The organism is Burkholderia guangdongensis, from assembly GCF_013403875.1.
Taxonomy (GTDB): Bacteria; Pseudomonadota; Gammaproteobacteria; order Burkholderiales; family Burkholderiaceae; genus Burkholderia; species Burkholderia guangdongensis.
This window is the reverse complement of the sequence record NZ_JACBNX010000003.1, coordinates 129,584-152,474: the sequence shown is the minus strand read 5'-3', so window position 1 is coordinate 152,474 and position 22,891 is coordinate 129,584. Positions and strand designations below refer to the sequence as shown.

Annotated in this window: 21 protein-coding genes; 15 read left to right on the top strand and 6 right to left on the bottom strand. The window is 66.2% G+C overall.

What is annotated here, in order from left to right; all coding sequences use genetic code 11:
• Positions 1-43: 43 nt before the first annotated feature.
• The 10 genes from HZI36_RS04445 (at position 44) to HZI36_RS04400 (ending at position 13,495) form a co-directional block, all read left to right on the top strand.
• Positions 44-1,330: a DotU family type VI secretion system protein gene (locus HZI36_RS04445; RefSeq protein ID WP_179401424.1), complete on the top strand. Its 1,287-nt coding sequence runs from the start codon at positions 44-46 to the stop codon at positions 1,328-1,330.
• A 100-nt stretch (positions 1,331-1,430) separates the two neighbouring features.
• Positions 1,431-4,973 carry a type VI secretion system membrane subunit TssM gene (gene tssM, locus HZI36_RS04440; protein ID WP_179401423.1) on the top strand — a complete coding sequence of 1,181 codons (3,543 nt, stop codon included), beginning with the start codon at positions 1,431-1,433 and terminating at the stop codon, positions 4,971-4,973.
• Positions 4,970-5,698, top strand: coding sequence for a type VI secretion system-associated protein TagF (tagF, locus tag HZI36_RS04435; RefSeq protein WP_179401422.1), 729 nt, complete (start codon positions 4,970-4,972; stop codon positions 5,696-5,698). The genes tssM and tagF overlap by 4 nt, the downstream gene beginning before the upstream one ends.
• 159 nt (positions 5,699-5,857) lie before the next feature.
• Entirely contained in the window at positions 5,858-6,457 is a 600-nt protein-coding gene (locus HZI36_RS04430) for an OmpA family protein (protein WP_179401421.1), read from the top strand.
• A gap of 24 nt (positions 6,458-6,481) precedes the next feature.
• On the top strand, positions 6,482-7,465 hold the full coding sequence (locus HZI36_RS04425) for a hypothetical protein (protein WP_246326954.1): 984 nt from the start codon (positions 6,482-6,484) through the stop codon (positions 7,463-7,465).
• 66 nt (positions 7,466-7,531) lie between these two features.
• The gene (locus tag HZI36_RS04420) at positions 7,532-8,476 is read left to right on the top strand and encodes a hypothetical protein (protein ID WP_179401420.1); all 945 of its coding nucleotides are present in this window, start codon (positions 7,532-7,534) and stop codon (positions 8,474-8,476) included.
• 130 nt (positions 8,477-8,606) lie between these two features.
• Positions 8,607-10,016, top strand: a complete 1,410-nt coding sequence (locus HZI36_RS04415) for a hypothetical protein (RefSeq protein ID WP_179401419.1) — start codon at positions 8,607-8,609, stop codon at positions 10,014-10,016.
• A gap of 34 nt (positions 10,017-10,050) precedes the next feature.
• Positions 10,051-11,112, top strand: coding sequence for a LirA/MavJ family T4SS effector (locus tag HZI36_RS04410; protein WP_179401418.1), 1,062 nt, complete (start codon positions 10,051-10,053; stop codon positions 11,110-11,112).
• Positions 11,113-11,312: 200 nt separating this feature from the next.
• Positions 11,313-12,425 carry a porin gene (locus tag HZI36_RS04405; RefSeq protein WP_179401417.1) on the top strand — a complete coding sequence of 371 codons (1,113 nt, stop codon included), beginning with the start codon at positions 11,313-11,315 and terminating at the stop codon, positions 12,423-12,425.
• A gap of 2 nt (positions 12,426-12,427) precedes the next feature.
• Complete coding sequence (locus HZI36_RS04400; RefSeq protein ID WP_179401416.1) at positions 12,428-13,495, top strand: nucleoside hydrolase; 1,068 nt, start codon at positions 12,428-12,430, stop codon at positions 13,493-13,495.
• Between the two features lie 16 nt (positions 13,496-13,511).
• On the opposite strand, the gene HZI36_RS04395 is transcribed toward HZI36_RS04400, so the two are convergent.
• Positions 13,512-14,423 carry a LysR family transcriptional regulator gene (locus tag HZI36_RS04395; RefSeq protein ID WP_179401415.1) on the bottom strand — a complete coding sequence of 304 codons (912 nt, stop codon included), beginning with the start codon at positions 14,421-14,423 and terminating at the stop codon, positions 13,512-13,514.
• A 108-nt stretch (positions 14,424-14,531) separates the two neighbouring features.
• Between HZI36_RS04395 and HZI36_RS04390 the strand changes: the two genes are divergently transcribed.
• Positions 14,532-15,878, top strand: coding sequence for an NCS2 family permease (locus HZI36_RS04390; RefSeq protein WP_179401414.1), 1,347 nt, complete (start codon positions 14,532-14,534; stop codon positions 15,876-15,878).
• A 97-nt stretch (positions 15,879-15,975) separates the two neighbouring features.
• Positions 15,976-17,073 (top strand): adenosine deaminase, encoded by a 1,098-nt coding sequence (gene add / locus HZI36_RS04385; RefSeq protein ID WP_179401413.1) that lies wholly within the window; start codon positions 15,976-15,978, stop codon positions 17,071-17,073.
• 58 nt (positions 17,074-17,131) lie between these two features.
• Here the strand turns inward: add and HZI36_RS04380 are convergent, their stop codons facing one another.
• Complete coding sequence (locus HZI36_RS04380) at positions 17,132-17,464, bottom strand: DUF2322 family protein (protein WP_179401412.1); 333 nt, start codon at positions 17,462-17,464, stop codon at positions 17,132-17,134.
• Positions 17,465-17,645: 181 nt separating this feature from the next.
• Here HZI36_RS04380 and HZI36_RS04375 point away from each other — a divergent pair, with 181 nt between their 5' ends.
• On the top strand, positions 17,646-17,837 hold the full coding sequence (locus HZI36_RS04375; RefSeq protein ID WP_179401296.1) for a hypothetical protein: 192 nt from the start codon (positions 17,646-17,648) through the stop codon (positions 17,835-17,837).
• A 58-nt stretch (positions 17,838-17,895) separates the two neighbouring features.
• Positions 17,896-19,593 carry an adenylate/guanylate cyclase domain-containing protein gene (locus HZI36_RS04370; protein WP_179401411.1) on the top strand — a complete coding sequence of 566 codons (1,698 nt, stop codon included), beginning with the start codon at positions 17,896-17,898 and terminating at the stop codon, positions 19,591-19,593.
• Between the two features lie 68 nt (positions 19,594-19,661).
• Here HZI36_RS04370 and HZI36_RS04365 read toward each other — a convergent pair whose 3' ends face one another.
• On the bottom strand, positions 19,662-20,450 hold the full coding sequence (locus tag HZI36_RS04365) for an anti-sigma factor family protein (protein ID WP_179401410.1): 789 nt from the start codon (positions 20,448-20,450) through the stop codon (positions 19,662-19,664).
• Complete coding sequence (locus tag HZI36_RS04360; RefSeq protein ID WP_179401409.1) at positions 20,450-20,989, bottom strand: sigma-70 family RNA polymerase sigma factor; 540 nt, start codon at positions 20,987-20,989, stop codon at positions 20,450-20,452. Before HZI36_RS04360 ends, HZI36_RS04365 begins: the two co-directional genes overlap by 1 nt.
• 200 nt (positions 20,990-21,189) lie before the next feature.
• On the opposite strand from HZI36_RS04360, the gene HZI36_RS04355 reads away from it, so the two are divergent.
• Positions 21,190-21,462, top strand: coding sequence for a DUF4148 domain-containing protein (locus tag HZI36_RS04355; RefSeq protein ID WP_179401408.1), 273 nt, complete (start codon positions 21,190-21,192; stop codon positions 21,460-21,462).
• 52 nt (positions 21,463-21,514) lie between these two features.
• Here the strand turns inward: HZI36_RS04355 and HZI36_RS04350 are convergent, their stop codons facing one another.
• Together HZI36_RS04350 and HZI36_RS04345 are read right to left on the bottom strand one after the other, a co-directional pair.
• Entirely contained in the window at positions 21,515-21,808 is a 294-nt protein-coding gene (locus HZI36_RS04350) for a cupredoxin domain-containing protein (protein ID WP_246326963.1), read from the bottom strand.
• A gap of 87 nt (positions 21,809-21,895) precedes the next feature.
• Positions 21,896-22,840: a metallophosphoesterase family protein gene (locus HZI36_RS04345; protein WP_179401406.1), complete on the bottom strand. Its 945-nt coding sequence runs from the start codon at positions 22,838-22,840 to the stop codon at positions 21,896-21,898.
• Between the last annotated feature and the right edge of the window lie 51 nt (positions 22,841-22,891).

Below are 22,891 nucleotides of genomic sequence, written 5' to 3'. Positions count from 1 at the left end.
ATCCCATGCAGCGCACGCACCGCATTGACTGAGGACGTTCATCGTGATTCCTGACGAACCGCGCGCCGCGGGCGAAGATTCCGGCGCCACGATCCTGATCCCGACGCCGGGCGGCGCGCGCGCGGCGTTCGTCGCCGCGCAGGCCGCGGTCGCGCCGATTTCCGCGGCCGCCGGCGGGCTCAATCCGCTGCTGCGCGCGGCGAATCCGCTGCTCGAGCTCGCGCTGCCGCTGCGCCAGCTGCCGACGCATCCGAACGTCGAGGAGTTGCGCGCGCAACTGATCCAGATGGTCCGCGCGTTCGAGACGCAGGGCCGCGCGAACGGCGTCGACGACGAGAAGCTCGGCGCGTCGCGCTACTGTCTGTGCACGTTCGTCGACGAGGCGATCTCGAGCACGCCGTGGGGCGCGGGCCTGTGGGCGAGCCGCAGCCTGCTCGTCACGTTCCACAACGAGGCGTCCGGCGGCGAGCGGTTCTTCGTGATCCTGCAGCGGCTCGCGCAGAACCCGACCGGCAACGTCGACGTGCTCGAGCTGATCTACGTGATCCTCGCGCTCGGTTTCGAAGGACGCTACCGGCTGATCGACGGCGGGCGCACGCAGCTCGACACGATCCGCGAGCGGCTCGAACAGATGGTCCGCGCGCAGCGCGGCGCGCCCGAGCGCGATCTGTCGCCGCACTGGGCGCCGGTGAAGGCCGAGCGCAAACCGCTGCTGCAGCTCGTGCCGCTGTGGGTGGCCGCGGCGATCGCCTGCACGCTGCTCGTCGTCGTGCATCTGGTGCTGAGCTACCGGCTCAACGATGCGTCCGACCGCGTGTTCGAAGTGCTGCACGGCGTGCGCGTCGCGCCCGCGCCGTCGTTCGCCGCGAAGCCCGCGGCCGCGCCGAAGCTCGCGCCGAAGCTGTCGCAGTTCCTCGCGCCGGAGATCGCGCGGGGCCTCGTGCGCGTATCCGAGCTGCCCGACCGCACGATCGTGACGATCAATGGCGACGGCCTGTTCGCGTCCGGCAGCGCGGAGCTCGATCCGCAGTTCGTGCCGCTGATCCAGCGGATCGGCGACGCGCTGAAGGACGTGCAGGGCGATGTCGTCGTCGCGGGCCACACCGACAACCAGCGTGTGTTCTCCGCGCGCTTCCCGTCGAACTGGCATCTGTCGCAGGCGCGCGCGGAAGCGGTTCGCGACATGCTCGCCGCGCGCGCCGGCTCGCCCGGCCGCTTCACCGCGGAAGGGCGCGGCGACACCGAGCCGGTCGCGCCGAACGATACGCCGGCCAATCGCGCGAAGAATCGCCGCGTCGACATCACGATCCTCGCGCCGGGGGCCGCATGATGCGCACGCTCGCAATGGCGCTCGCGCCTGCAATCGCACACGCAGGCCAACAGGCAGCAGCCGTCCAGGCAGCAGCAGAACAGGCCGCAGGAGAACGCGCATGAAGCTCGTCAACTGGCTCGTGAAGCCGATCGTGCTGTCGCTCGTCGGCGTGCTCGCGCTCGCGCTGATCGTATGGATCGAGGGGCCGCTCGTCGGCTACGCGGGCGGCGAGCCGCTCGCGACGCCGGGCAGCCGCTGGGCGGTCGTCATCGTGCTGCTCGCGCTGTGGGCCGCGTACTGGGGCGGGCGCTGGCTGATCGCGCGGCTCGCGAACGTGCGCTTCACGCGCGTCGTCGCCGAGGGGACGGCCGAGCCCGTGCCTGGCAAGAAGGAGTCCGAAGCGGACGTCGCGACGCTGAAGCAGCGTTTCGACGAGGCGATGGCGATCCTGCGCAAGGATCGCGTGAAGGGCCGCTTCGGCAGCCAGTACGTGTATCAGTTGCCATGGTACGTGTTCGTCGGCGCGCCCGGCACCGGCAAGACGACCGCGCTCGTCCATTCGGGGCTGCGCTTCCCGCTCGCGGAGCGGCTCGGCAAGCAGGCGGTCGGTGGCGTCGGCGGCACGCGCAATTGCGACTGGTGGTTCACCGACGACGCGGTGCTGCTCGACACCGCGGGCCGCTTCACGACGCAGGACAGCTTCGCGGAGGCCGATCAGGCCGCGTGGGCCGGCTTCCTGCAACTGCTGCGCAAGTATCGGCCGCGCCGACCGCTGAACGGCGTGATCGTCGCGCTGTCCGCGCAGGATCTGCTGCAGCTGTCCGACACGCAGCGCGCGACGCAGGCGTCCGCGGTGCGCGAGCGGCTGAAGGAGCTCTATACGCGGCTTGGAATGCGCTTCCCGGTGTACGTCGTCGTGACGAAATGCGATCTGCTCGCCGGTTTCGTCGAGTTCTTCGACGACCTCGGCCGCGACGAGCGCGAGCAGGTGTGGGGCGTCACGTTCCCGCACACGGAGAACGGTTCGCCCGACGACGCGCTCGCGACGTTCCCGGGCGAGTTCGACGCGCTCGAGAAACAGCTCCAGTCGCGCGTGCTGCACCGGATGCAGCAGGAGACCGACACGCGCCGGCGCGCGCTGATCTATGGCTTCCCGCAGCAGTTCGCGGGCCTCGAGGGCGTGCTGAAGTCGTTCCTCGACGACACGTTCAGCACGTCGCGCTTCGAGCAGGCGGCGCTGCTGCGCGGCGTCTATTTCACGAGCGGCACGCAGGAAGGCCGGCCGATCGATCGCGTGATGAGCGCGGTCGCGGCCGCGCTCGGGCTGCAGCGGCAGGTGGTGCTGCCGGATCCGTCGAGCGGGCGCGCGTACTTCATCACGCGATTGCTGCGCGACGTGATCTTCCAGGAGGCCGGGCTCGCGGGCACGAATGCGGCGCTCGAGCGCCGCCGCGCGTGGTTGCAGCGGATCGCGCTCGCGCTGATCGGCGTCGCGCTGATCGCCGCGCTGATCGGATTTTTCGTCAGCTACGAGCGCAATCGCGCGTACATCGCCGACGTCGAGCAGCACGTCGCCGAATTGCAAAAGCGCGCGCAGGCGCTGCAGCCCGGCGACGATCCGCTCGCGCTGCTGCCGCTGTTGAACGCGGCGCGCGACCTCCCCGGCGGCTACGCGGATCGCGACAAGCCGGTGCCGTTGCTGTCGCGGCTCGGGCTCTATCAGGGCGACAAGCTCGGCCTCGAGGCGCAGGCGAGCTACCGGCGACTGTTGCGGCAGACGCTCCTGCCGCTCGTCGTGCGGCGGATGGAGGAGGAACTGCGCCGCGGCGACGCGAACAATCCGGACTTCCAGTACGAAGTGCTGCGCGCGTATCTGATGCTCGGCGATTCCGCGCATTACGACGCGGACGCGGTGCGGCTGTGGGCCGACGTCGACTGGCGGCGCGGGCCGCTGCGCGACGCGAGCGACGACGCGCGCAACGACATCGACGGCCATCTCGCCGCGCTGCTCGCGCCCGCGCAGTTCGACGCGTCGCTGCCGCTCGACAAGGACCTGATCGCGCAGGCGCGCACGACGCTCGCGCGGATGCCGCTCGCGCAGCGGATGTTCAACCGCGTGCAGCGCGATCTCGCGCAGGCGAAGCTGCCGGAGTTCACGATCGCGAACGTCGCCGGCGCGAACGCCGCGTTCGTGCTCGTGCGCAAGAGCGGCGCGCCGCTGACGCGCGGCGTGCCCGGCGCGTATACGCGGGCCGGCTACCGGAAGTTCGGCGAGCTGCGCGATCTCGCGGTGGTCGACATCGCGAAGGACGACTGGGTGCTCGGCCGCGAGGAATCGGTGCTGACGCCGAATGGCGTGGCGGACCTGAAGGCCGGAATGACGCAGCTCTATTACGACGAGTACATCCGGCAGTGGGATGCGCTGCTGAACGACGTCGGCGTCGTGCCGATCGACGGCGTCGAGAAGGGCGCGCGTGTCGCGAATGCGCTCGCCGCGCCCGATTCGCCGCTGCGGATGCTGACGGTCGCGGCCGCGCAGGAGACGACGCTCGGCAGCGTGAAGACCGGGGGCTCGCTCGCGGAGCAGGGCGTGACCGCGCTGACCGGCAAGCTCGACGCGATGAAGAAGCGGCTCGAAAGCGCGCTCGGCAACGCGTCCGACGACACCGCGCCGCCGGCCGCGCAGACGAATCCGGTCGACGCGCACTTCCAGGCGCTGCACGATCTCGCGGGCAAACCCGGCGCGGCGGGGCCGATTCCGCTCGACACGCAGCTCGCCGCGCTGAAGGACGCGGCCGCGTATCTCGCGGCCGCCGATGCCGCGAGCCGCCAGGGGCTGCCGCCGCCGCCGAGCGACGCGCTGACGAAGCTGAAGCTCGCCGCGCAGGGTGCGCCGCAGCCGATCGCGACGGTGGTCGGCGACGTCGCGGGTGGGTCGTCGTCGCTGATGGTCGGCGGCGAGCGCGCGCGGCTGAACGCGCTGTGGCAGGGCAGCGTCGCGCCGCTGTGCCGGCAGGCGCTCGACGGCCGCTATCCGCTCGTGCGTGCATCGACGCGCGACGCGACGCCCGACGACTTCGGCAAGGTGCTCGGCCCCGGCGGGCTCATCGACGATTTCTTCCAGAAGAATCTCGCGAGCTACGTCGACATGTCCGGGCCGCAGTGGCGCTGGCGCGCGGGCACCGACGCGCTCGGGATTCCGGCGGACGTGCTCGTGCAGTTCCAGCGCGCCGCGCAGATCCGCGACGCATTCTTCCGCGCGGGCGGGCGCGACGTGTCGGTGCGCTTCGCGGTGAAGGCGGTGTCGATCGATCCGTCGCTGTCGGAGGTCACGCTCGACATCGACGGCCAGCAACTGGTCGCGAAGCCCGGCGCGCCGCAGGCGATGCAGTTCCAGTGGCCGAGCGGCAAGGGCACCGCGCAGGCGCACGTCGAGTTCGCGCCGCCGGGCAGCGGCACGGCCGCGCGCGCGGATGGGCCGTGGGCGCTGCTGCGCCTGATGGATGCGGCCGATCTGCGGCCGACCGCGCAGGCCGACCGCTTCACGTTCGGCTTCCAGTCGGACGGGCGGCGCGCGCAGTTCGAGCTCAATGCGAGCAGCGTCGTGAATCCGTTCCGGCGTGCGGCGTTCGAGCAGTTTCGGTGTCCGGATCGTCTATGAGCGACGCGAACGGCCAGGGGCCGGGTTTTTTCGGGAAGGTGCGCACGCACGGCGATTTCGTGTCGCGCCGGCTGCCCGGCGAGTTCACCGCGCCGTGGGATCTGTGGCTGCAGCGCGGGATGCTCGCCGCGCGCGAATGGTTCGCCGCGCAGTGGCTGCCCGTCTACCTGAATGCGCCGCTGTGGCATTTCGCGCTCGGCGCGGGCGTGTGCGGCGCGTCGGCGTGGGCGGGGGTGCTGATGCCGGGCGTCGATCGCGTCGGACGGTATTTTCCGTTCACGATCGCGGCGCCGGTGCGGGGTGTCGATTCGGGCGATTTGGGCGAATCGGGCGGCTGGCTGCGCGGATCGCAGCGCTGGTACGACGATGCGGCGCGATTCGCGCTGTCGACGCTCGCCGACGATTTCGTGCTCGAGCGCTTCGATGACGCGCTGAACGCGATGCCGCTGCCCGGCGTCGCGCCGGACGGCGGCGTGCGGTGGCGGCTTGCCCTTGCGGATGGCGGCGCCGGGCGCGACGCGTTCGCGGAACGGCTCGCGTCGTCGGTGTCGCCCGGGCGATGCGCGTGGTGGACCGAAGGTTCGGATGCGGTGCCGCCGACGTTGCGCGTCGCGGCCGGCCTGCCCGACGCGCGGCAGTTCGCGGCGCTGCTCGATGCGGCGTGCCCGGGCTGGGAGACGGTGGCCGCGCTGACGCGTTTGAGCGGAGATGCGCCGGCGGGATGAAGGCGGGATGGCGATGGGATGCCAGCGGGATGACGGCACGCACCCGCATCGCGAAGTTTCAAATCGGCCGCGGTCCGCTCGTCTTCGTCAGGCGGGCGAATCGCGCAAAGGCCCGGCGGTGGCATGCGCCGGGCGGGTAACTTGTTCGGAGACCGACGTATGTTGTCCTTCAATCTTTCTTTCCTCCGCGCGCGGACGATACGCCGCGTCGCATTCGTCGCGCTGGGTTCCGTCGCGCTCGCGCAGGCGGCCCACGCGGGTGGCTCGGTGATGAACGAGCAGGACATCACCGAGCAGTCGGTGACCAAAGCACTCGCGCCGGGCAACGAAGCCGCCGGCGACGACAACGTGCTCACGCGCGGCTTCGTGCTGTCGAACAAGGCGCCGGGCGCGCCGCACGCGAGCCCGGCGAAGCAGCACGCCGCGCAGATGCTGATCACGTTCACGACCAACTCGGCGACGCTGACGAAGACCGCGCAGGCCGCGCTCGACCGCGTCGCGCAGGCGCTGCAGTCGGAGAAGCTCGCCGCGTACCGGTTCCGCGTCGAGGGCCACGCGGATCCGCGCGGCTCGGCGGACGCGAACATGAAGCTGTCCGAGGCGCGCGCGGCGGCCGTCGTCGACTACCTGACGCAGCAGGGCGGCATCGCGCCCGAGCGGCTGACGTCGGTCGGCAAGGGATCGACGGACCCGCTGAACCGGCGCAATCCGACCGCGCCCGAGAACCGGCGCGTGACGATCGTGACCGTGACCGAATAGCGCCGATCGCGACGAGCGTCGACGATGAAGCGCTTCGATTCCGCGCGCACGGTGCCGGCCGCCGCCGCCGCTGCGCTGGGCCTGCTGTTGCTGTTCGGCGGCGGGGGGCGGCTGCCCGGGACTGCATTCGCGCAGACCGGCGACGCGCGCGTGGTGGCGGCGACGCCGATGCCGCCGCCGATGCCGGGCGACGCATCGCCGGATCCGCGGTTCGACGCTGCCGCCGTGCAGCGCATTCCGCTCGCGCGGCTCGACGCATCGCTGCCGGCCGATGCGCGCCTGCGTCTGTTCACGATCACGGACCGTCCGGGCCTGTACGTGATGCACGCGCCGAACCTGTTCGAGCAGGGCGCGATGTTTTCGCGCGTCGTTGCGCTGCTCGAGCGTCGCGACATGCCGCGCGACCACATCGTGACGATGGCCGCGATCGCCGCGCATGCGCGCCGCTTCGACACCGATCCGGCCGGCCTCACGGCCGGCAACAACTTCAGCGCGACCGAGCTCGCGCATTTCTTCGACGTCGCACAGCACCAGCATCTGACGCTGACCGATGGCGAGCGGAGATTGCTGACGGTGCTCGCCGGCTGGGGGTTGATCCACGAAGAAGATGGTGTGTGGCGCGCACGCAGCGAGCGCGATTTTCTGATCACGATCCCGGGTCCCGGCCCCGCGCCGGGCGGCGGGACGATCGACGCGACGGTGCGCGCGGCGATCCTGAGCCACGAGCTCGGGCACTGGCGGTATTTCTCGGACACGGTCTATGCGCACGCGTGCCGCACGTTCTGGTGGCACGACCTCAGCTACGCCGAGCGCGCGGAATTGACGCGTCAGCTCGCGAACGTCGGATACGACCCGAGCGATCGGATCGTGATCGACGAAACGCAGGCGTATCTGCTGCACACGCCTGCCGCGTACATTCCGTTCGCGGATACGCCGGGCGCGTACGGGATCGACGTGGCGAGCGTGCGGCGCAGGCTGGAGGCGAGGGTGGGGCAGGCGGGGCGGTGAGCGGTATCAGGTCTCATTTTTGCATCACATTTTTGTAGACCGTGCTTTCAAAAAAGAGGCAGGAAAATGACCAGAAGTTCCTTTAGTCGCGCTCTCGTGGGCCAGGTGCATGACCAGAAATATCTGGACAGGCAGCGGGAGCTTTCCAATGCCATGGATGTCGACGATTTGGACGACAAGCCTACGAATCATGGGTCGTACCAATTCAGCTCGAAACTGAGATCGATTAACAAGCGATTTTACGATGGCGAGAATTCTGGGACGTTGGCTGCTTATGCCCAAATGCACAAGGATTCGACTCGCGCCACGCCGACAAGGCCAAAGGATCTTGCAGCCCTTCGTCTCAGTAAGTTCGAATCGTCGACTGGAATGCACGAATGGATTACCACCGACACTATCGGCGACGTAATTAAATCGCGTAGTCAGAGATGGATGTTTTACTTCAATGTGATGAGATGTCCGACCTGGCTACCCATACTGAATCCTGAAAAATATCACGTGAATTATCAGGCTTACGTGAAGAAAATAGAGGAAGCGGCGTCATACGCGGAGGCGGGTCCCACGTGTACATCTTATATTCTGGCATCCGAGCTCGGATTGAATGGGCACTCCGGAGGGCTGAGCATGGATCGTCCCGGTGAATCGGCCAAGCCGCTCACGGTATTTCAGTCGTCGTGGCACGATGAGCAAAGGGAGATATTCAATAAGCATTGCGCATCGAATAACTATGATGGCTGGGCTGCTGATTTGAATAAATTTCTTATGGAAACTTTTCTTTTTGCGGGCTCCGCGGACGGTCTTCCGGGGCTGCCGAATACAGGCGTATCTGCCCAGGAAGTAATGGGAAGAATAAAGTGGGATTTGAATTTGTCGGACAGAGATGAAAAAAATCCCATGGAGCTGGAGCCATCCCCTTACGGGATGGACAAGATTGCCCATTTTCTTCACAGGGAGTGGAATCAGCACTTTCAATTATTGGACAATAACTACAATGCGGGCAAATATTATTGATGTACGAGCGGATATCGATGGCGATTTAATCGGAAGCGCGGCCGAGGCTGCGCTTCAAGGTGGCGCCGGCGACGACAACGCCGCGCCGGCGCGCGTCGTCGATCGGTGAGCCAATCTTCGGAGGACAGTCATGTCCGTCTACGAATCGATCATCAAGGCAGAGTCCGATATTCTTCGCAACGCGTGGGTCAAGCCCGCGTCGCCAGGCGCCGCCGTGCGCCTGCCGTGGCCGCAGGACAAGCTCCAGGATCCGAACCAGTTCTTCGATCCGCTGTGGGATCTCGCCCGCAAGTTTGCAGGGCCGATCTGCTACACGCGCTCGACGAACAACAATCTCGACTACGGCGGCTGGTTCAACTACTTCTTCGCGGAGGCCAAGCCTTCCGCCACCGGGAACGCCGACATCGGGCGGATGCTCGGCCGCATCCTGAGCCTGATGTTCGATCTGAAGGTGGTCGGTGCGGGCCGGACCGCGAAGCTGACGTTCGCGGAGGATTTTCCGCTGTCGCTGGCGAGTTCGTTCTATGGTCTGCTGGAGCGCAAGCCGCGCGCGATTCCGCGCGCGATCCTCGGTTACCTGTTCGAGATCGGTTTCGAGGAAGCGACCACCACGCAGGCCGGGGATTACTTCGCCGAGAACCTCGCACTGAAATCGAACATGCCGGACGGCGTCGCGATACGGTCGTCCAAGGGCGAGTTCGTGTTCGGCTATCGGGGTGACACGCGCGATCTGCCGACCATCATCAAGCAAGGGGCGCGGTGCCGCGCCGAACTCGACTTCTGGCGCAAGAACTGCGGCGTCGATCAGGCGTGGCATCCGTGGAACAGCGGTGACGAGAAATGGAAAAAGATGTGGTTCCGTAAAGGGAGCAAGGACAACGACTATTTCACGATGAATAGTCTCGCGAAGGAGTTCCACATCTCGTGCGCGTATCCGATGTTCCGTTCGTACGAGATCGATCAGCGGTTGAGGGGGCCGGTGTCGGGGTGGGGCGCGGATCTGCGCGCTCTGCTCGGCCCGAAGAAGGTCAAGGTCGTCACGGTGCGCAACAAGAAGAAAGGCGGCAAGTTGGAGGAGGTGCTGTCCGACGAGACACGCGTGTTCGCGTGCGCGATCGCGAGCGGCAGCCTCGCCGCGGAGACGTTCAAGCTCGCCCAGTATCCGGAAAGCGCGGTGCGCAACGTGAATCTCGAGGACATGCTCGCGTGGATTCGCGTGCGCCGCTATCACCGGCCGCCCGACGGGCCGGACGATCATTACGACAGCACACGCGTCGACCCGTCGATGACGATCAAGGTGATCGCGTGGGGCTGGGTGCGTACCGAGGACGAGACGCGCGCGTCGCTCGGCTGCACGCAAAGCGGGATCAAGGCGATCGGTGCAAAGCTGCAGAACCTGGTCGGCAAGATGTTCGACATCTCGCATACGACCTACTACCAGAGCACCACGTACGACGTGGACAGCGTCGGGCCGGTCACGCCGCCGACGGTCACGCCGACGTCGGGCGTGCAGAAGCCGGTGAGGCTGTCGACGCGCTGACGCACAACCGCATCTTTTCGAAAGGAGACGGACGATGGCGAGCACTGTGTTTACCGATGCAGCACAGGCCAGAACCAGCCTGGATAGCAGCATGTTCGTGCATGCCGAATTCGACACGGTGGAGAAAAAATTCAAGCGCGACGGGGACGATCTGCGGAAAAAAGGCTATATCGACGGTTTCGCGGCGATCGCCCATTTTCTGTGCGACCGGCAACGATTTCTCGCGAGCCTGGAGCGCGTGTCGAAACGTATGTGGATCCAGTACCGATATTGCGATCGGAACGAGCAGAACAAATTCACGAAAGCGATGGGCGTCGTTGCGCGCCGCTACGGGTTCGCGTTCCAGAATCAGATGCAGATCAACACCAACGGCGCACGCGACCGCGCGCGCGGCAATGCGCCGATCGGCATCGTGCTCGTCGCCGGCGATCCACTGCTCGGCACGCACGTTCGCAAAAAGCTGTTCTGGAAGGACAGCATGGATTCCCGTCACGGCGAGCATAGCCACAGCCTGCAATGGCTCGCGATCGCGGAGTCCGGTGTGGTCGGAAACCAGACCGCCGACTATTACGCGCAAACGGTCGATTTCCGCTGCAGCAACGTCGGCCTGTCGGTCTCGCTATGGCAGTGGCTCGTCGATTGCTTTCCATCGGACATGAAAAAATTCGCGACCGAAAAGCTGAACAAAAGCGGCGAAACACTCGAGTCGGATTCGTTTCGTTCACCGCAGTGCTTGATGGACTATCTGCTGATGGGCGACCGCAGACAGCTGGCTGACCATTTCATTTCGACGTATCTGTACTGGCGTTACCGGAATCGCAACTGGCTGGCGGAGCAGACGCGCTATAGCGACGAAGGCGACACGTATACGGTGGTCGACGATATCCAGACCAGGGCGATTGCGACCCACCGGCTCGATCGCAGGAGCGACGAGCAGCAGTGGATGGCCGGTAAAGTCGGCGGCAACGTCGTCAGATATAGGCGCAATCCAGGTTCCGGTCCTTCGCCGGGCGGTAATGGAAAGACGCGGAAGGAGGGGCACGAGGTCCGGTTCCACAACATTCCCGGGCACCTGTACGACTCCTACGCACGGTAGCGAGGCCGCGGGGCTGGTTCACCCCGCCCCGCACTGCTGGCGTGCACGGTCGCGCAGCCCGCCATCCGGCTGAACGAGAATAAATCTATTTTATGGGTAGATAAGTAAAGCAAACTTTTATTATCCGTCCCGGGTTCGTATAGTCGTGGCCGGTCTTGTAAAAGACCAGCCAGACGAATTCTTCAGACTACACGACCCGTATGAAAGCTCTCCTCAAGCTCGCGCCCCTCGCGGTGCTCGGCGCGTTCGCGACCCACACCTATGCACAAAGCAGCGTCACGCTGTACGGCCTGATCTCCGCCGGCGTCGGCTTCGCGACGAACCAGGGCGGCAAGAACGCGTGGCAGGCGTTGTCCGGCACCGACCAGAATCCGCGCTGGGGCCTGCGCGGCAAGGAGGATCTCGGGCAGGGGCTGTCGGCGGTCTTCCAGCTCGAGAACGGCTTCAACGTGATGACCGGCACCGCGTCGCAGAGCGGCCGCATGTTCGGGCGCCTCGCGTTCGTCGGGCTGTCCGACCGCACGTACGGCACGCTGACGCTCGGCCGCCAGTACGACGCGATCCACGACTACATCGGCCCGGTGATCATCGCGAGCAACGGCGTGAACATCGGCGACAACGACAACGGCTACAACGACATCCGCATCCAGAACTCGGTCAAGTACGTGAGCCCGGACTACAACGGGCTGAAGCTGACCGCGCTGTACGGCTTCAGTAACGCGACCGGCTTCGCGAACAACAGCGCGTACAGCTTCGGCGTCGGCTACGAGCACGGCCCGCTGCGCTGGAGCGCGGTCTACGCGCAGTACAACCATCCGTACAGCGGCACGAACCCGGACGGCGCGGTCGCGAACGACTACGCGTCGCCGCTGCTGATCTTCGCGAAGAGCGTGGTCACGCCGGGCGCGTACGCAAGCCGGCAGCGGATCGCGGGCACCGGCGGCTTCTACACGGTCGGCCACGCGCAGTTCGCGGCGCTGTTCACCGACGTTCACTACGACTATCTCGACAACACGCATCTGCATCTGCAGAACGTCGGCGCGAACGTCGTGTACACGGTGACGCCGTCGCTGTTCCTCGGCGCCGCGTACGGCTATACGCAAGGCAAGTACGACGTGATCGACACGCATCCGAAGTGGCACCAGGTGAACCTGCAGGCCGACTACTACCTGTCGAAGCGCACCGACGTCGCGCTGACCGTGATCGGCCAGCAGGCGGCCGGCGACGCGAAGTTTGCGCAGATCTTCGCGTACACCCGCTCGACCAGCAAACGTCAGCTGACCGCGACGGTCGGCATCCGCCACGTGTTCTGATTATGACGGCGAACACGACCTTCGATCGCCGCGGTCTCGACCGCCGCGCGTTCCTGACGCTGTCGGCAGCGCTCGCCGCGGGCGCGCTGCTGCCGGCCGGCCACGCGTTCGCCGCCGATGCGCCCGCGCGCCGCAGCGTGATCATCGACACCGATCCGGGCCAGGACGATGCGATCGCGATCCTGTTCGCGCTCGGCGCACAGGATCGCCTCGACGTGCGCGCGCTGACCGCGGTCGCCGGCAACGTGCCGCTCGATCTCACGCAGCGCAACGCGCGGATCATTCGCGACTGGGCGGGCCGCGCCACGACGCTGCCGGTCTACGCCGGCTGCCCGCGCCCGCTCGCGCGCGACCTGATCACGGCCGCGAACGTACACGGCAAAACCGGCCTCGAAGGCGTCGAACTGCACGAGCCGCAGGGGCCGCTCGCGTCGCAGCACGCGGTGTCGTATCTGGTCGACACGCTTTCGCACGCGGCGCCGAACAGCGTGACGATCTGCGCGATCGGTCCGCTGACGAACGTCGCGAGCGCGCTGATCGAGGCGCCGCAGATCCGTGCCGCGCTGCGCGAGATCGTGATGATGGGCGGTGCGTTCTTCGAGCGGGGCAACATCACGCCTGCCGCCGAGTTCAACGTGTACGTCGATCCGCAGGCGGCCGACGTCGTGTTCAGGAGCGGCGTGCCGATCGTCGTGCTGCCGCGCGACGTCGCGGTGAAGGCGCCGATCACGCCCGCGCGCGTCGCGCCGTTCCGCGCGCTCGGCAATCGTTGTGGCGCGATCGTCGCGGACATCATGGCGGCCGAGCTCGCGTACAACAAGAAGCGGCGCGGAGTCGAGGAAGCGCCGATGTACGATCCGACCGCGGTCGGCTATCTGTTCGATCCGTCGATGTTCGGCGGGCGCAAGGTCAACGTCGTCGTCGAGACGGCCGGGCAGTGGACGCTCGGCGAGACCGTCGTCGACTGGACCGGCCACAGCGGCCGCGCGCCGAACGCGACGTGGATCGACGAGGTCGATGCGGACCGCTTCTACGCGGCGCTGCTCGACAGCGTCGCGAAGCTGCCGTAAGCGTGCGTTGCGCGAGTCAGATGCGCTGCACGATCCATTCGCGGCACGCACGCACGTGCGGGCCGCGATCGTCGGTCGCGAGCGAGATCAGCGAGATCGCGCGCTTCACGCGCGGTTTCTCGAGGCGCAGCGCGACGAGCTCGGGATCGTGCAGATGCATCGTGTAGAGGCTCGGCAGCACCGCGATCGCGAGGCCGTTGCGCGCGAGCGCGTACAGCGGCTCCGTGTACTCCATCCGGTACGTGACGGTCAGACGCAGTTGCTCCGCGCCGCCGGTGCGCTGCAGCGATTCGCTGACGCTGCCGCGCACGAACACCGCGAGGTCGCGGCCGACGAGCTTTGCCCACGGCACCGACTTCGGGCCGGCGAGCGGATCGTCGCGGCGCACGACGACGACGATCTCGTCCTCGAACAGCCGTTCGTAGTGCAGCGCGTCGTCGTCCTGGCCGGGCTCGCGCACGCCGATGCCGAGATCCGCGACACCGTCGCGCACCGCCTCGACGAGCGCGCTGTTCGGCAGGTCGGTCAGCGTGAAGCGCAGCGACGGCTGCGCGTCGCGCAGCGCGTTGAGCGCGGGCAGCAGCCGGCCCGCGACCGACGGGATGAACGAGATGCGCACCGTCTGGATGCGCTCGGCGATCAGCTGCGCCATGTCGCCGAACGTGCCGCGCGCCTGGTTCAGCAGCCGCTCGGCGAGCGGCAGCACGGCCTCGCCGGCGCTCGTCAGCGTGATCCGGTGCGCGGAGCGCGCGAACAGGCGCCCGCCGAGCAGGAACTCGATCTGCCGGATTGACGCGGTCAGCGCCGGCTGCGTGAGCGACAGCGCCTGCGCGGCCTGCGTGAAGCTGCGCGTGTGCGCGAGCACGACGAAATGCTGGACCTGCCGCAGCGTGAGCGCGGGCAGCAACGACGAGCGATTGGACGACATCGGGCGGTGGCGGTCGGAATGCGGTACGCCGCAGTATAAGACCGCCGCGCTCAGGAAAAGACGTCCCGAAAAGAAACCCCTACACTCAGGAAACACAGGAGAACTGCAATGTCATCGACCGACGCCACCGCGGCGCGCCAGACGGGCTGGCTCGAACGCCGCTTCGCGCTTGCCGCGCGCGGCACCAGCGTGCGCACCGAGACGATCGCGGGCATCACGTCGTTTCTCGCGGCCGCGTATCTGCTCGTCGTGATTCCTTCGCTGCTCGCCACCGGCGGGATGGATCGCGGTGCCGCGACCACGTCGACGATCGTCGTGTTCGTGCTCGGCACCGTGCTGATGGGGCTCTACGCGAACCTGCCGTTCCTCGTCGGGCCCGGCATCGGCGGCTCGGTGATCGTCGGCGTCACGCTCGCGACGACCGAGCACGTCGGCTGGCAGACCGGCCTCGGCATCGCGTGCGTGTCGGGCCTCGCGTTCCTCGTGCTGACCTTGCTCGGCGCGCGCAGCGTCGTCGTGCGGCTGATTCCGGTGCAGATCAAGCTCGGGCTCGGCGCATCGATCGGGCTGTTCGTCACGATGCTCGGGCTGCGCAATGCGGGCATGGTCGTCGCGAACGCGAAGGCGAACGCGCTCGCGCTCGGCGACTTCTCGCGGCCCGGCGCGCTCGTCACGCTGATCGGGCTCGCAGTCGCGGTCGTGCTGCAGGCGCGCAAGGTGCCGGGCGCGATCCTGATCGCGATCCTCGTCGCGGCGGCGGCCGGCGTGCCGCTCGGCGTCACGCACCTGCCCGCGTCGTTCGTCGCGCTGCCGCACAGCATCGCCCCCGTCGCGTTCAAGCTCGACATCGGCGGCGCGCTGAGCATCGCCGCGGCGCCGTATCTGTTCGCGTTCTTCGCGGCCGAGTTCTTCTCGACGCTCGGCACCGCGCTCGCGGTCGGCGCGAAGGCGAACCTGCTCGACGAGCAGGGCAACCTGCCGAACATCAATCGGCCGTTTCTCGTCGACTCGATCGCCGCGACGATCGGGCCGGTGCTCGGCATTCCGGCGCTGACCGCGCTCGTCGAATCGGCGGCGGGCGCGGAGGCGGGCGGGCGCAGCGGGCTGTCGTCGCTCGCGGCGGCCGCGCTGTTCGCGCTGATGCTGCTGTTCGTGCCGCTCGCGCTCGCGATTCCGAAGGAGGCGACCGCGCCGGCGCTGATCCTGATCGGCCTGTCGATGTTCGCGACGATCCGCCATACGCATTTCGACGACTTCACCGACGCGCTGCCCGTGATGGCGATGGTGCTGCTCACGCTGATGTCGAACAGCTTCGGCACCGGCATCGCGGGCGGGCTGCTGTGCTACGTACTCGTGAAGCTGCTGGCCGGCCGCCGGCGCGAAGTGCCGTGGGGGCTGGTCGTGCTCGCGGTGCCGCTCGGCTACTACTTCTGGACCGTCGTGAAGCCGCACTGAGAGGCCGCACTGAGAGGCCGCATTGAGAGGCCGCATTGAGAGGCCGCATTGAGAGACTTTCCGCGACGCAATCGACCCACCTGACATAGAAAACCCCATGAACGGTTCACCTGGCAACGTCCCGGCCGCGCGCACGGGCATCGACATCACACCGGCCCATCGGGCCTTCTTTCACGCGCTGCCGAAGACCGAGCTGCACTGCCATCTGCTCGGCGCGGTGCGGCATCAGACGTTCGTCGCGCTCGCCGAGCGCACCGGCGCGCCGATCGAGCGCGCGGAGATCGACGCGTTCTACACGCGCGGCGAGAAGCCGGTCGGCGTGCTGCACGTGCTGCGCGCGCTCGACAAGTATCTGCTGACGCGCCCCGACGATCTGCATCGGATTGCTTACGAATATCTGGAAGATGCCGCCGCACACAACGTGCGCCACAGCGAATTTTTCTGGAATCCGACTGGTACCGTACGCGTGTCGGGAATTCCGTACGCGCACGCGCAGGCGGCGATCGTCGCGGCGATCCGCGATGCGGCGCGCGATTTCGGCGTGACCGCGAAGCTGATTCCGAGCATCGACCGCGAGCAGGATCCGGACGAGGCGGTCGAGATCGTCGAATGGATGAAGGCGAGTCGCGCGGATGAAGTCGCGGGCATCGGCATCGACTATCGCGAGAACGACCGGCCGCCCGAATTGTTCTGGAAGGCGTATCGAAACGCGCGCGATGCCGGTTTCAAGACGACCGCGCATGCGGGCGAGTTCGGCATGCCGTGGCGCAACGTCGAGACGGCGGTCGACCTGCTGAAGGTCGATCGTGTCGATCACGGCTACACGATCGTCGACAACCCGGACCTGTGCGCACGCTATGCGGAGCGCGGGATCGTGTTCACGGTCGTGCCGACGAACTCGTACTATTTGCGCACGCTGCCGCCGGAGCAATGGGCGGAGTTGCATCCGCTGCGCAAGATGCCGGGGCTCGGGCTGAAGGTGCATCCGAACACCGACGATCCGACGCTGCACAAGGTCAATCCGAGCGAGGCGTGGGAGCTGATGTTCAGCCACTTCGGGTTCACGATCGCGGAGTTGCGGCAGTTCATGCTGAACGGGATCGACGGCGCGTGGGTCGACGACGCGGCGAAGGCCGAATGGCGCGCGCGCTGGGCGGTGGAGTTCGACCGGCTCGCGGGGACGCTGCCGGCCTGACGCGGATGCGGACCGGCGTCGGCCGGTCCGCATCGTGCGCTGGCGGCGTGACGCGCGCTCAGGCGGTGGGGATCACGTCGATGCGCAGCGGATCGCCGCCGCCCGCGATCTCGAGCAGGCGATCGACGTTCGGATGTGCGCCCGGACGATTGCGCGCGTCGGCGGTGTGCTCGGCGAATACCGCGAGACCGTGCTCGGCCGCGTTCGCGTCGAGCGAGCCGAACGTCTGGCACAGATAGTGGTACACCGCGAGCGAGCCCTGCTTGCCCGGCTTGTTCTCGATGGTCGCGACGACGTCGCCCTTCAGGTCGACGAGATCGATGCGCTCGATGCCGTCGATCGACGGCAGTTGCGCGAGGTTGTCCTTGAATACGCTGGTCGGTTGAATCACGGGAATGCTCCGTCGTTATGGGATCGGGTGGCCGGGGCGTATCTTAGCCGATCGACGCGAAATGTTCGTTTCGAACGATCGATCCCCACATCGGCAGCCCGCAACGCCGGCGGATGCTTCAGGAATAATCAGGCCAGCCCGGCAGTCTTGCAAACGAGAAGACGCGAAAGAGGTGGTCAAAATGGACATCGTCGACATCGCCCGTACGTCGGGCATGACCGTCATCCTCGACGGCAGGATCGGCCGGGTGGAATACCAGAGCGTGTGCGGTTCATTGTCGGCATTGCAGCGATTTGCCGACGCCGTACGTCACGCCGAAGCAAACCGGAAAGATAATCGGAAGCGTGCGCGACAGACGTTGTCGCGCGCATGAGAGAAGCCGGTCGGTCTCTCGACGAAGCAACGCTGATCGAGAGGGTGAATAGCAGACCATGTCGCGCTTTCCCGGTTTTCAAGGATGGCCGCCGGTGGGCGTGCGATCGGTTCGGCTGACCACCGGACTGGTGCTGTTCACCTACGTCGGAACACACCTGCTGAATCACGCGCTGGGAAATGTCTCGCTCGCCTGGCTGGAGCGCGGTCTGCTCGTGCAGAAGTTCATCTGGCAGGGATGGCTTGGAACGGGCGTGCTGTACGGCGCGCTGGTGACGCATTTCTTTCTGGGTCTGTGGGCGTTGTATGAGCGGCGCTCGGTGCATTGGAATCGGGCCGAGGTGATGCAGCTCGTCCTGGGATTGTGCATCCCGCCGCTGCTGGCCAACCATCTCGCGAATACGCGGATCGCGTTCGCGGCGTTCGGCCTGAACAAGGGTTACGCGCAGTTGCTGTACTCGTTCTGGATCACGTCGCCGTTCTTCGGCCGTGCGCAACTGCTGCTGCTGGTGGTCGCGTGGCTGCACGGGTGTTTCGGCGTCTGGTTCTGGTTGCGGTTGAAACCCTGGTTCGGCGCGTGGCGGAGCGTGCTGCTGAGCGTCGCCGTGCTGCTCCCGGTGCTGGCGCTGCTCGGTTTCCTGCAAGGTGGACGTGAAGTGGTCGCGCTTGCGCAGGATCCTGTCTGGCGCGCGGCGGCGACACGGCCGACGGTCGTCGGGACGGGACTGCAAAATCTCTGGCTCGCCGATCTGCGCAACGACTTTTTGCTCTTCGATGGTGGCGCGCTGCTGCTGGTACTGGCAGCGCGGCTGGTGCGCATGGTCCGGGAGCGCTGGCGCGGGCGACTCTGCATTGCGTATCCGGACGGGCGCAAGGTGTTCGCGCCACTCGGATTTTCGGTGCTGGAGGCAAGCCGGATGGCCGGCATTCCCCATGCCAGCACGTGTGGTGGTCGCGCCCGTTGCACATTGTGCCGGGTGCGTGTGGTCAGCGATGCGCCGCTGCCCGCGCCAGCCGACGCGGAGCGGCGTGTTCTGGCGCGGCTGGGCGCTGACTCGCAGACAGTGCGCCTCGCCTGCCAGTTGCGGCCGATCCATGATCTCTCCGTATGGCCACTGGTGCCCCCGGGCGCATCCACGGCCTTTCTGCAGCGGCGCCAGCGGGATGTCATGCCGCAAGAGCGATTCGCGGCGTTCATGTTCGTCGACATGCGGGGTTCCACGCAGCTCGCGGCCGCGCAATTGCCGTTCGACAGTCTATTCGTGGTCAGTCGCTTCCTGAGCGCCGTCTGCGCCGCGGTGGTCGAGGCGGGCGGCCTGCCGAACCAGTTCCTGGGCGACGCCGTGCTCGCGATCTTCGGCTTGCACGACGAACCGGCCGCTGCGTGTCGCCATGCGCTCAGCGCGGTGCCGCTGGTCGCGGCCAATATCGCTCAACTCAACTCGGCGCTCGAGCAGCAATTGCAAGCGCCCATTCGGTTCGGCATTGGATTGCATTGCGGCCGGGCCGTCATGGGCGAGATCGGCTTTCGCGAGCATGTGACGTTCACGGCGATTGGCGATCCACTGAACGTGGCCTCGCGACTCGAGGCGTTGACGAAAGAGATGGCCTGCGAGGCAATCATTTCCGAACAGGTGTTCCAGCATGCCGGCGTGCCGGCCGAAGGCCTGCCGCGGCTGACCGCCCATCTGAAAGGCCGGCATGATCCAGTGCCCGTCCGCGTGCTGTCCAACGCGGCACGGATGCCTCCGGTCTGACGCGTCGACATCGCCCGGCGCCTGACACCAGCGCTGCATGTCGCCGCAAGCCTGCCGCGTGGCGACAGTCAGGAAGCGGGATGGGCGAGCAGATTCGCGATGAAGCCGTTCAATTCGGTTTCACCGGCATCGGTAATCGCCCAGTAATTCATCCCCGCCGCGCTCCAGTGCGCGAGGTGATAGCCCTGTTGCTGGTAGATGCGAGGAGGCGGGGCGCCCGCGTCATTGCCCGGCCATACATAAAGATTGATCGGGTGCAGCTTGTAGCGATAGACCATCACGGCTACCGACCGGCCATTCAGGTAGTCCAGCCGGCCGCCGACCAGCGGATAACCCTGCCGCGCGAGATCGACGACCGGCGGCGCGAAGTCCAGCTTGCCGTCGAACCATGGCTTGACGGTATGCCGGTCGGTTGAAATCACGTCGAAGAGGTGATTGAACTGCAATGAGCGAACATGATCATCCACCAGCTCCTGAGTGAGCCGCGTCTCACCGGACGGCACCGCCAGGTACAGGCCCGCGCTCCAGGCCAACGCGACCACGCTCGTCACCATCGCGCCAACCGGCGCCCAGCCCCATGAACCACCGCCGCTCGATCGGCCAAACCGGTCCCACAGCCGCTGCCAGCGCGAGCGCCGGGCCGGCAGCGCGGCCCGGATACGCTTCACCAGTTCCGCCGGCGCCTCCACGCGCAGATTCGCGTGCCTGAGCTGCGCGCTGACTTGACGCTGCTGCTCGTAGGCCCGTTTGCACGGCTCGCAGCCGGCAAGATGGCGTTCGAGTTCGAGCGCCTCGGACAGGCTCAGTTCCTCGTCGATATAGCCCGGCAGCAGTTCAAGCACCTGTTCGTGATCCATCATGCCTCCTGATCCGTCGGTGCGAGCAGCGCCGCGAGTTGCTGGCGACCGCGCCCGAGGCGAGACATCACCGTGCCCATCGGGATACCCACGACGGCGGCGATTTCCTTGTACGACAATTCTTCAAGCTCCCTCAGCACGATCACCTCCCGGTATTCCGGACGCAGACTCCGCAATGCGTCGTGCACCCGCTTCCGGCTCTGGATCCGAATGAGCATCGCCTCGGGGCTGTCGTCGCGTTCCGCGGTCTTCGTCTCGAGGCTGTGCATGTCTTCCTCGAACATCGTGGTGTCCGCCGCGTGCCCCCGGTTCTGCTGGTGCCACGTATAGAAGGTGTTACGCACGATGCTCAATAACCAGGGGCGGGCGTCCTCGCCGCGGAATCCGCCAAAAAACCGGAATGCGCGGAGATACGCCTCCTGCACCACGTCCTGGGCATCCTGATCGTTATGCGCCAGCCATCGCGCAACATTGAACGCCGAATTCATGTGAGGTAACACGAGCTTTTCGAAGCGCTGCGCGCTGACTGGATCGGCCATTGTGAAATCCCTGCAGTAATCGCGCTCCGTTACCGACAGTGATCAGACCGCCGGCACGTCGTTTTTATTCCCGGGTAGTCGAAATGGCTCCGAGTTCAGCTCGGCGAGCGGCCGATGCTTTCCATTCAAGGCGCGGGAATATCCGATGGCGAAGCGGCGTCTACTTATCGCATACCGCGCAACATGATAAGGAGTCTGAAATGAAGAGGTTTGCCATCACCGCCATCACCGCTATTTCGCTTGCCGCGCTCACGTCGTCGGGTGCATTCGCCCAGGGCAAGACACGTGCCGAGGTCTATCAGGAGCTCCAGGAGTTGGAGTCGGTCGGGTATGACCCGTCCATGGGCGATGGCGGCAACAGTTATCCCGACGATATTCAGGCAGCCGAAGCGAAGGTTGCCGCCAGACATCAAGCGGAACGAAGTGCGGCACTGGGCCTGAGCCAGACCCGGCAGACAACGCCGACGCCTTGACATCGAAGTCCATCCGTCGGGCTACGCGCCCGACGGAATGGGCAGAGCGCACCTACCGGACGGTAATCGTCTCCCGCATGTTTGGATGGATGCCGCAGAATATCTTGTAGACGCCCGGTTTATCGAACTTGTACTGGAACGTATCGTTCTGATCGAGCGCGGCGGAGCGAAAAATTCCGGCGTCGTTGACGACCGTATGCGGTTCGCCATCGAGATTTTTCCACGTCACGGTCGAGCCGGCTTTGACGGTGAGCTCCATCGGCGAGAACATGAAGTTCTTGATCACGACCGCATTGGACTCCTGCGCTTGCACGACGGTGAAATCGGCGGATGCCGCCATGAGCATCGCAAACCCGAGAGGGGCGATGAATGCGCGGCGAAGCATGAGGGATAGCATGACAGGGCTCCTGTTGGGTGAGCGAGCAATGGCCATTCAGACGAGCGTCGCATCGGCGAGCGTCGCCTTGAGCGGGTGCTGCGTGATCTTGATGCTGGTCACGCCAAGCATCTTCGGCAGCTGATCGCTCGTTACCTGCAGCGGTCCGGGTCCGGGCCCGTTGCCGGCCGTGGGTTGCGGATACGCGGTCGAGCGCGCCGTATGGAACGTGATGTTGCCCTCCACCTTCGACACGATCTGGTGGATATGCCCATTCAGCACCGTGACCGAGCCGAAGCGCTTCAGATAGCTCATCGCCTGGCCGGCATCGCCGGTGCCCCAGCCCCACGGTTCGTAAATCGTCCACATCGGCATATGCGCGAAGACGACGATCGGCGTGCTGGCGGAGCGGCCTTTCAGATCGTTTTCCAGCCAGGCGAGCTGATCGTCGCCCAAGCCTCCCAGACCGTTCGGCTTGAAATGCATGACGTTGACCAGACCGATGAAGTGCACGCCGCTATGGTCGAAGCTGTAATAGCCCTTGTTGTCGGAGGCCTGACCGAAACGTTTGAAGTATTCCGTCCCGGTCCCGTCGGTCACGTCATGCTCGCCGGGCACGGTATGCAGTTCGGTGATATTCAGGCCCGACATCAATTGGGCGGCGAGATCGAATTCCTCCGGCTTGGAAAGATGCGTGATGTCGCCGGTGTGAATCGTCAGCGCCGGCTTGACCGGCATCGCGTTGACGAAGTCGATCGTCCGCTTGAGCGTGCCCGCGACATCCGGATTGGCTTCCTTGTTGAAGCCGATATGAGAGTCGCTGATCTGCAGGAACAGCGGAACGCCCGAAGCAGCCGACGAATCCTCCGACGTGGCGGCGAGGGCCAGTTCCACCGGCGTGAGCACACCGCCGGCCAGCACAAACACGGTGCCCACGCCGCCGAAAGCGAGACACTTCAATGCGCTGCGGCGTGACGGATCGGATGGCAGATCGGATGACATATTGACCTCGCGATTAAGGTTCGGGAGGTGGGCCGCCGGATCATCCAGCGG

Bases quoted from the DNA above. Each gene is read 5' to 3' on its own strand.
- tssM (WP_179401423.1), top strand. From the start codon at position 1,431: ATGAAGCTCGTCAACTGGCTCGTGAAGCCGATCGTGCTGTCGCTCGTC.
- tagF (WP_179401422.1), top strand. From the start codon at position 4,970: ATGAGCGACGCGAACGGCCAGGGGCCGGGTTTTTTCGGGAAGGTGCGC.
- HZI36_RS04430 (WP_179401421.1), top strand. From the start codon at position 5,858: ATGTTGTCCTTCAATCTTTCTTTCCTCCGCGCGCGGACGATACGCCGC.
- HZI36_RS04425 (WP_246326954.1), top strand. From the start codon at position 6,482: ATGAAGCGCTTCGATTCCGCGCGCACGGTGCCGGCCGCCGCCGCCGCT.
- HZI36_RS04420 (WP_179401420.1), top strand. From the start codon at position 7,532: ATGACCAGAAGTTCCTTTAGTCGCGCTCTCGTGGGCCAGGTGCATGAC.
- HZI36_RS04415 (WP_179401419.1), top strand. From the start codon at position 8,607: ATGTCCGTCTACGAATCGATCATCAAGGCAGAGTCCGATATTCTTCGC.
- HZI36_RS04410 (WP_179401418.1), top strand. From the start codon at position 10,051: ATGGCGAGCACTGTGTTTACCGATGCAGCACAGGCCAGAACCAGCCTG.
- HZI36_RS04405 (WP_179401417.1), top strand. From the start codon at position 11,313: ATGAAAGCTCTCCTCAAGCTCGCGCCCCTCGCGGTGCTCGGCGCGTTC.
- HZI36_RS04400 (WP_179401416.1), top strand. From the start codon at position 12,428: ATGACGGCGAACACGACCTTCGATCGCCGCGGTCTCGACCGCCGCGCG.
- HZI36_RS04395 (WP_179401415.1), bottom strand. From the start codon at position 14,423: ATGTCGTCCAATCGCTCGTCGTTGCTGCCCGCGCTCACGCTGCGGCAG.
- HZI36_RS04390 (WP_179401414.1), top strand. From the start codon at position 14,532: ATGTCATCGACCGACGCCACCGCGGCGCGCCAGACGGGCTGGCTCGAA.
- add (WP_179401413.1), top strand. From the start codon at position 15,976: ATGAACGGTTCACCTGGCAACGTCCCGGCCGCGCGCACGGGCATCGAC.
- HZI36_RS04375 (WP_179401296.1), top strand. From the start codon at position 17,646: ATGGACATCGTCGACATCGCCCGTACGTCGGGCATGACCGTCATCCTC.
- HZI36_RS04370 (WP_179401411.1), top strand. From the start codon at position 17,896: ATGTCGCGCTTTCCCGGTTTTCAAGGATGGCCGCCGGTGGGCGTGCGA.
- HZI36_RS04365 (WP_179401410.1), bottom strand. From the start codon at position 20,450: ATGGATCACGAACAGGTGCTTGAACTGCTGCCGGGCTATATCGACGAG.
- HZI36_RS04360 (WP_179401409.1), bottom strand. From the start codon at position 20,989: ATGGCCGATCCAGTCAGCGCGCAGCGCTTCGAAAAGCTCGTGTTACCT.
- HZI36_RS04355 (WP_179401408.1), top strand. From the start codon at position 21,190: ATGAAGAGGTTTGCCATCACCGCCATCACCGCTATTTCGCTTGCCGCG.
- HZI36_RS04350 (WP_246326963.1), bottom strand. From the start codon at position 21,808: ATGCTCATGGCGGCATCCGCCGATTTCACCGTCGTGCAAGCGCAGGAG.
- HZI36_RS04345 (WP_179401406.1), bottom strand. From the start codon at position 22,840: ATGTCATCCGATCTGCCATCCGATCCGTCACGCCGCAGCGCATTGAAG.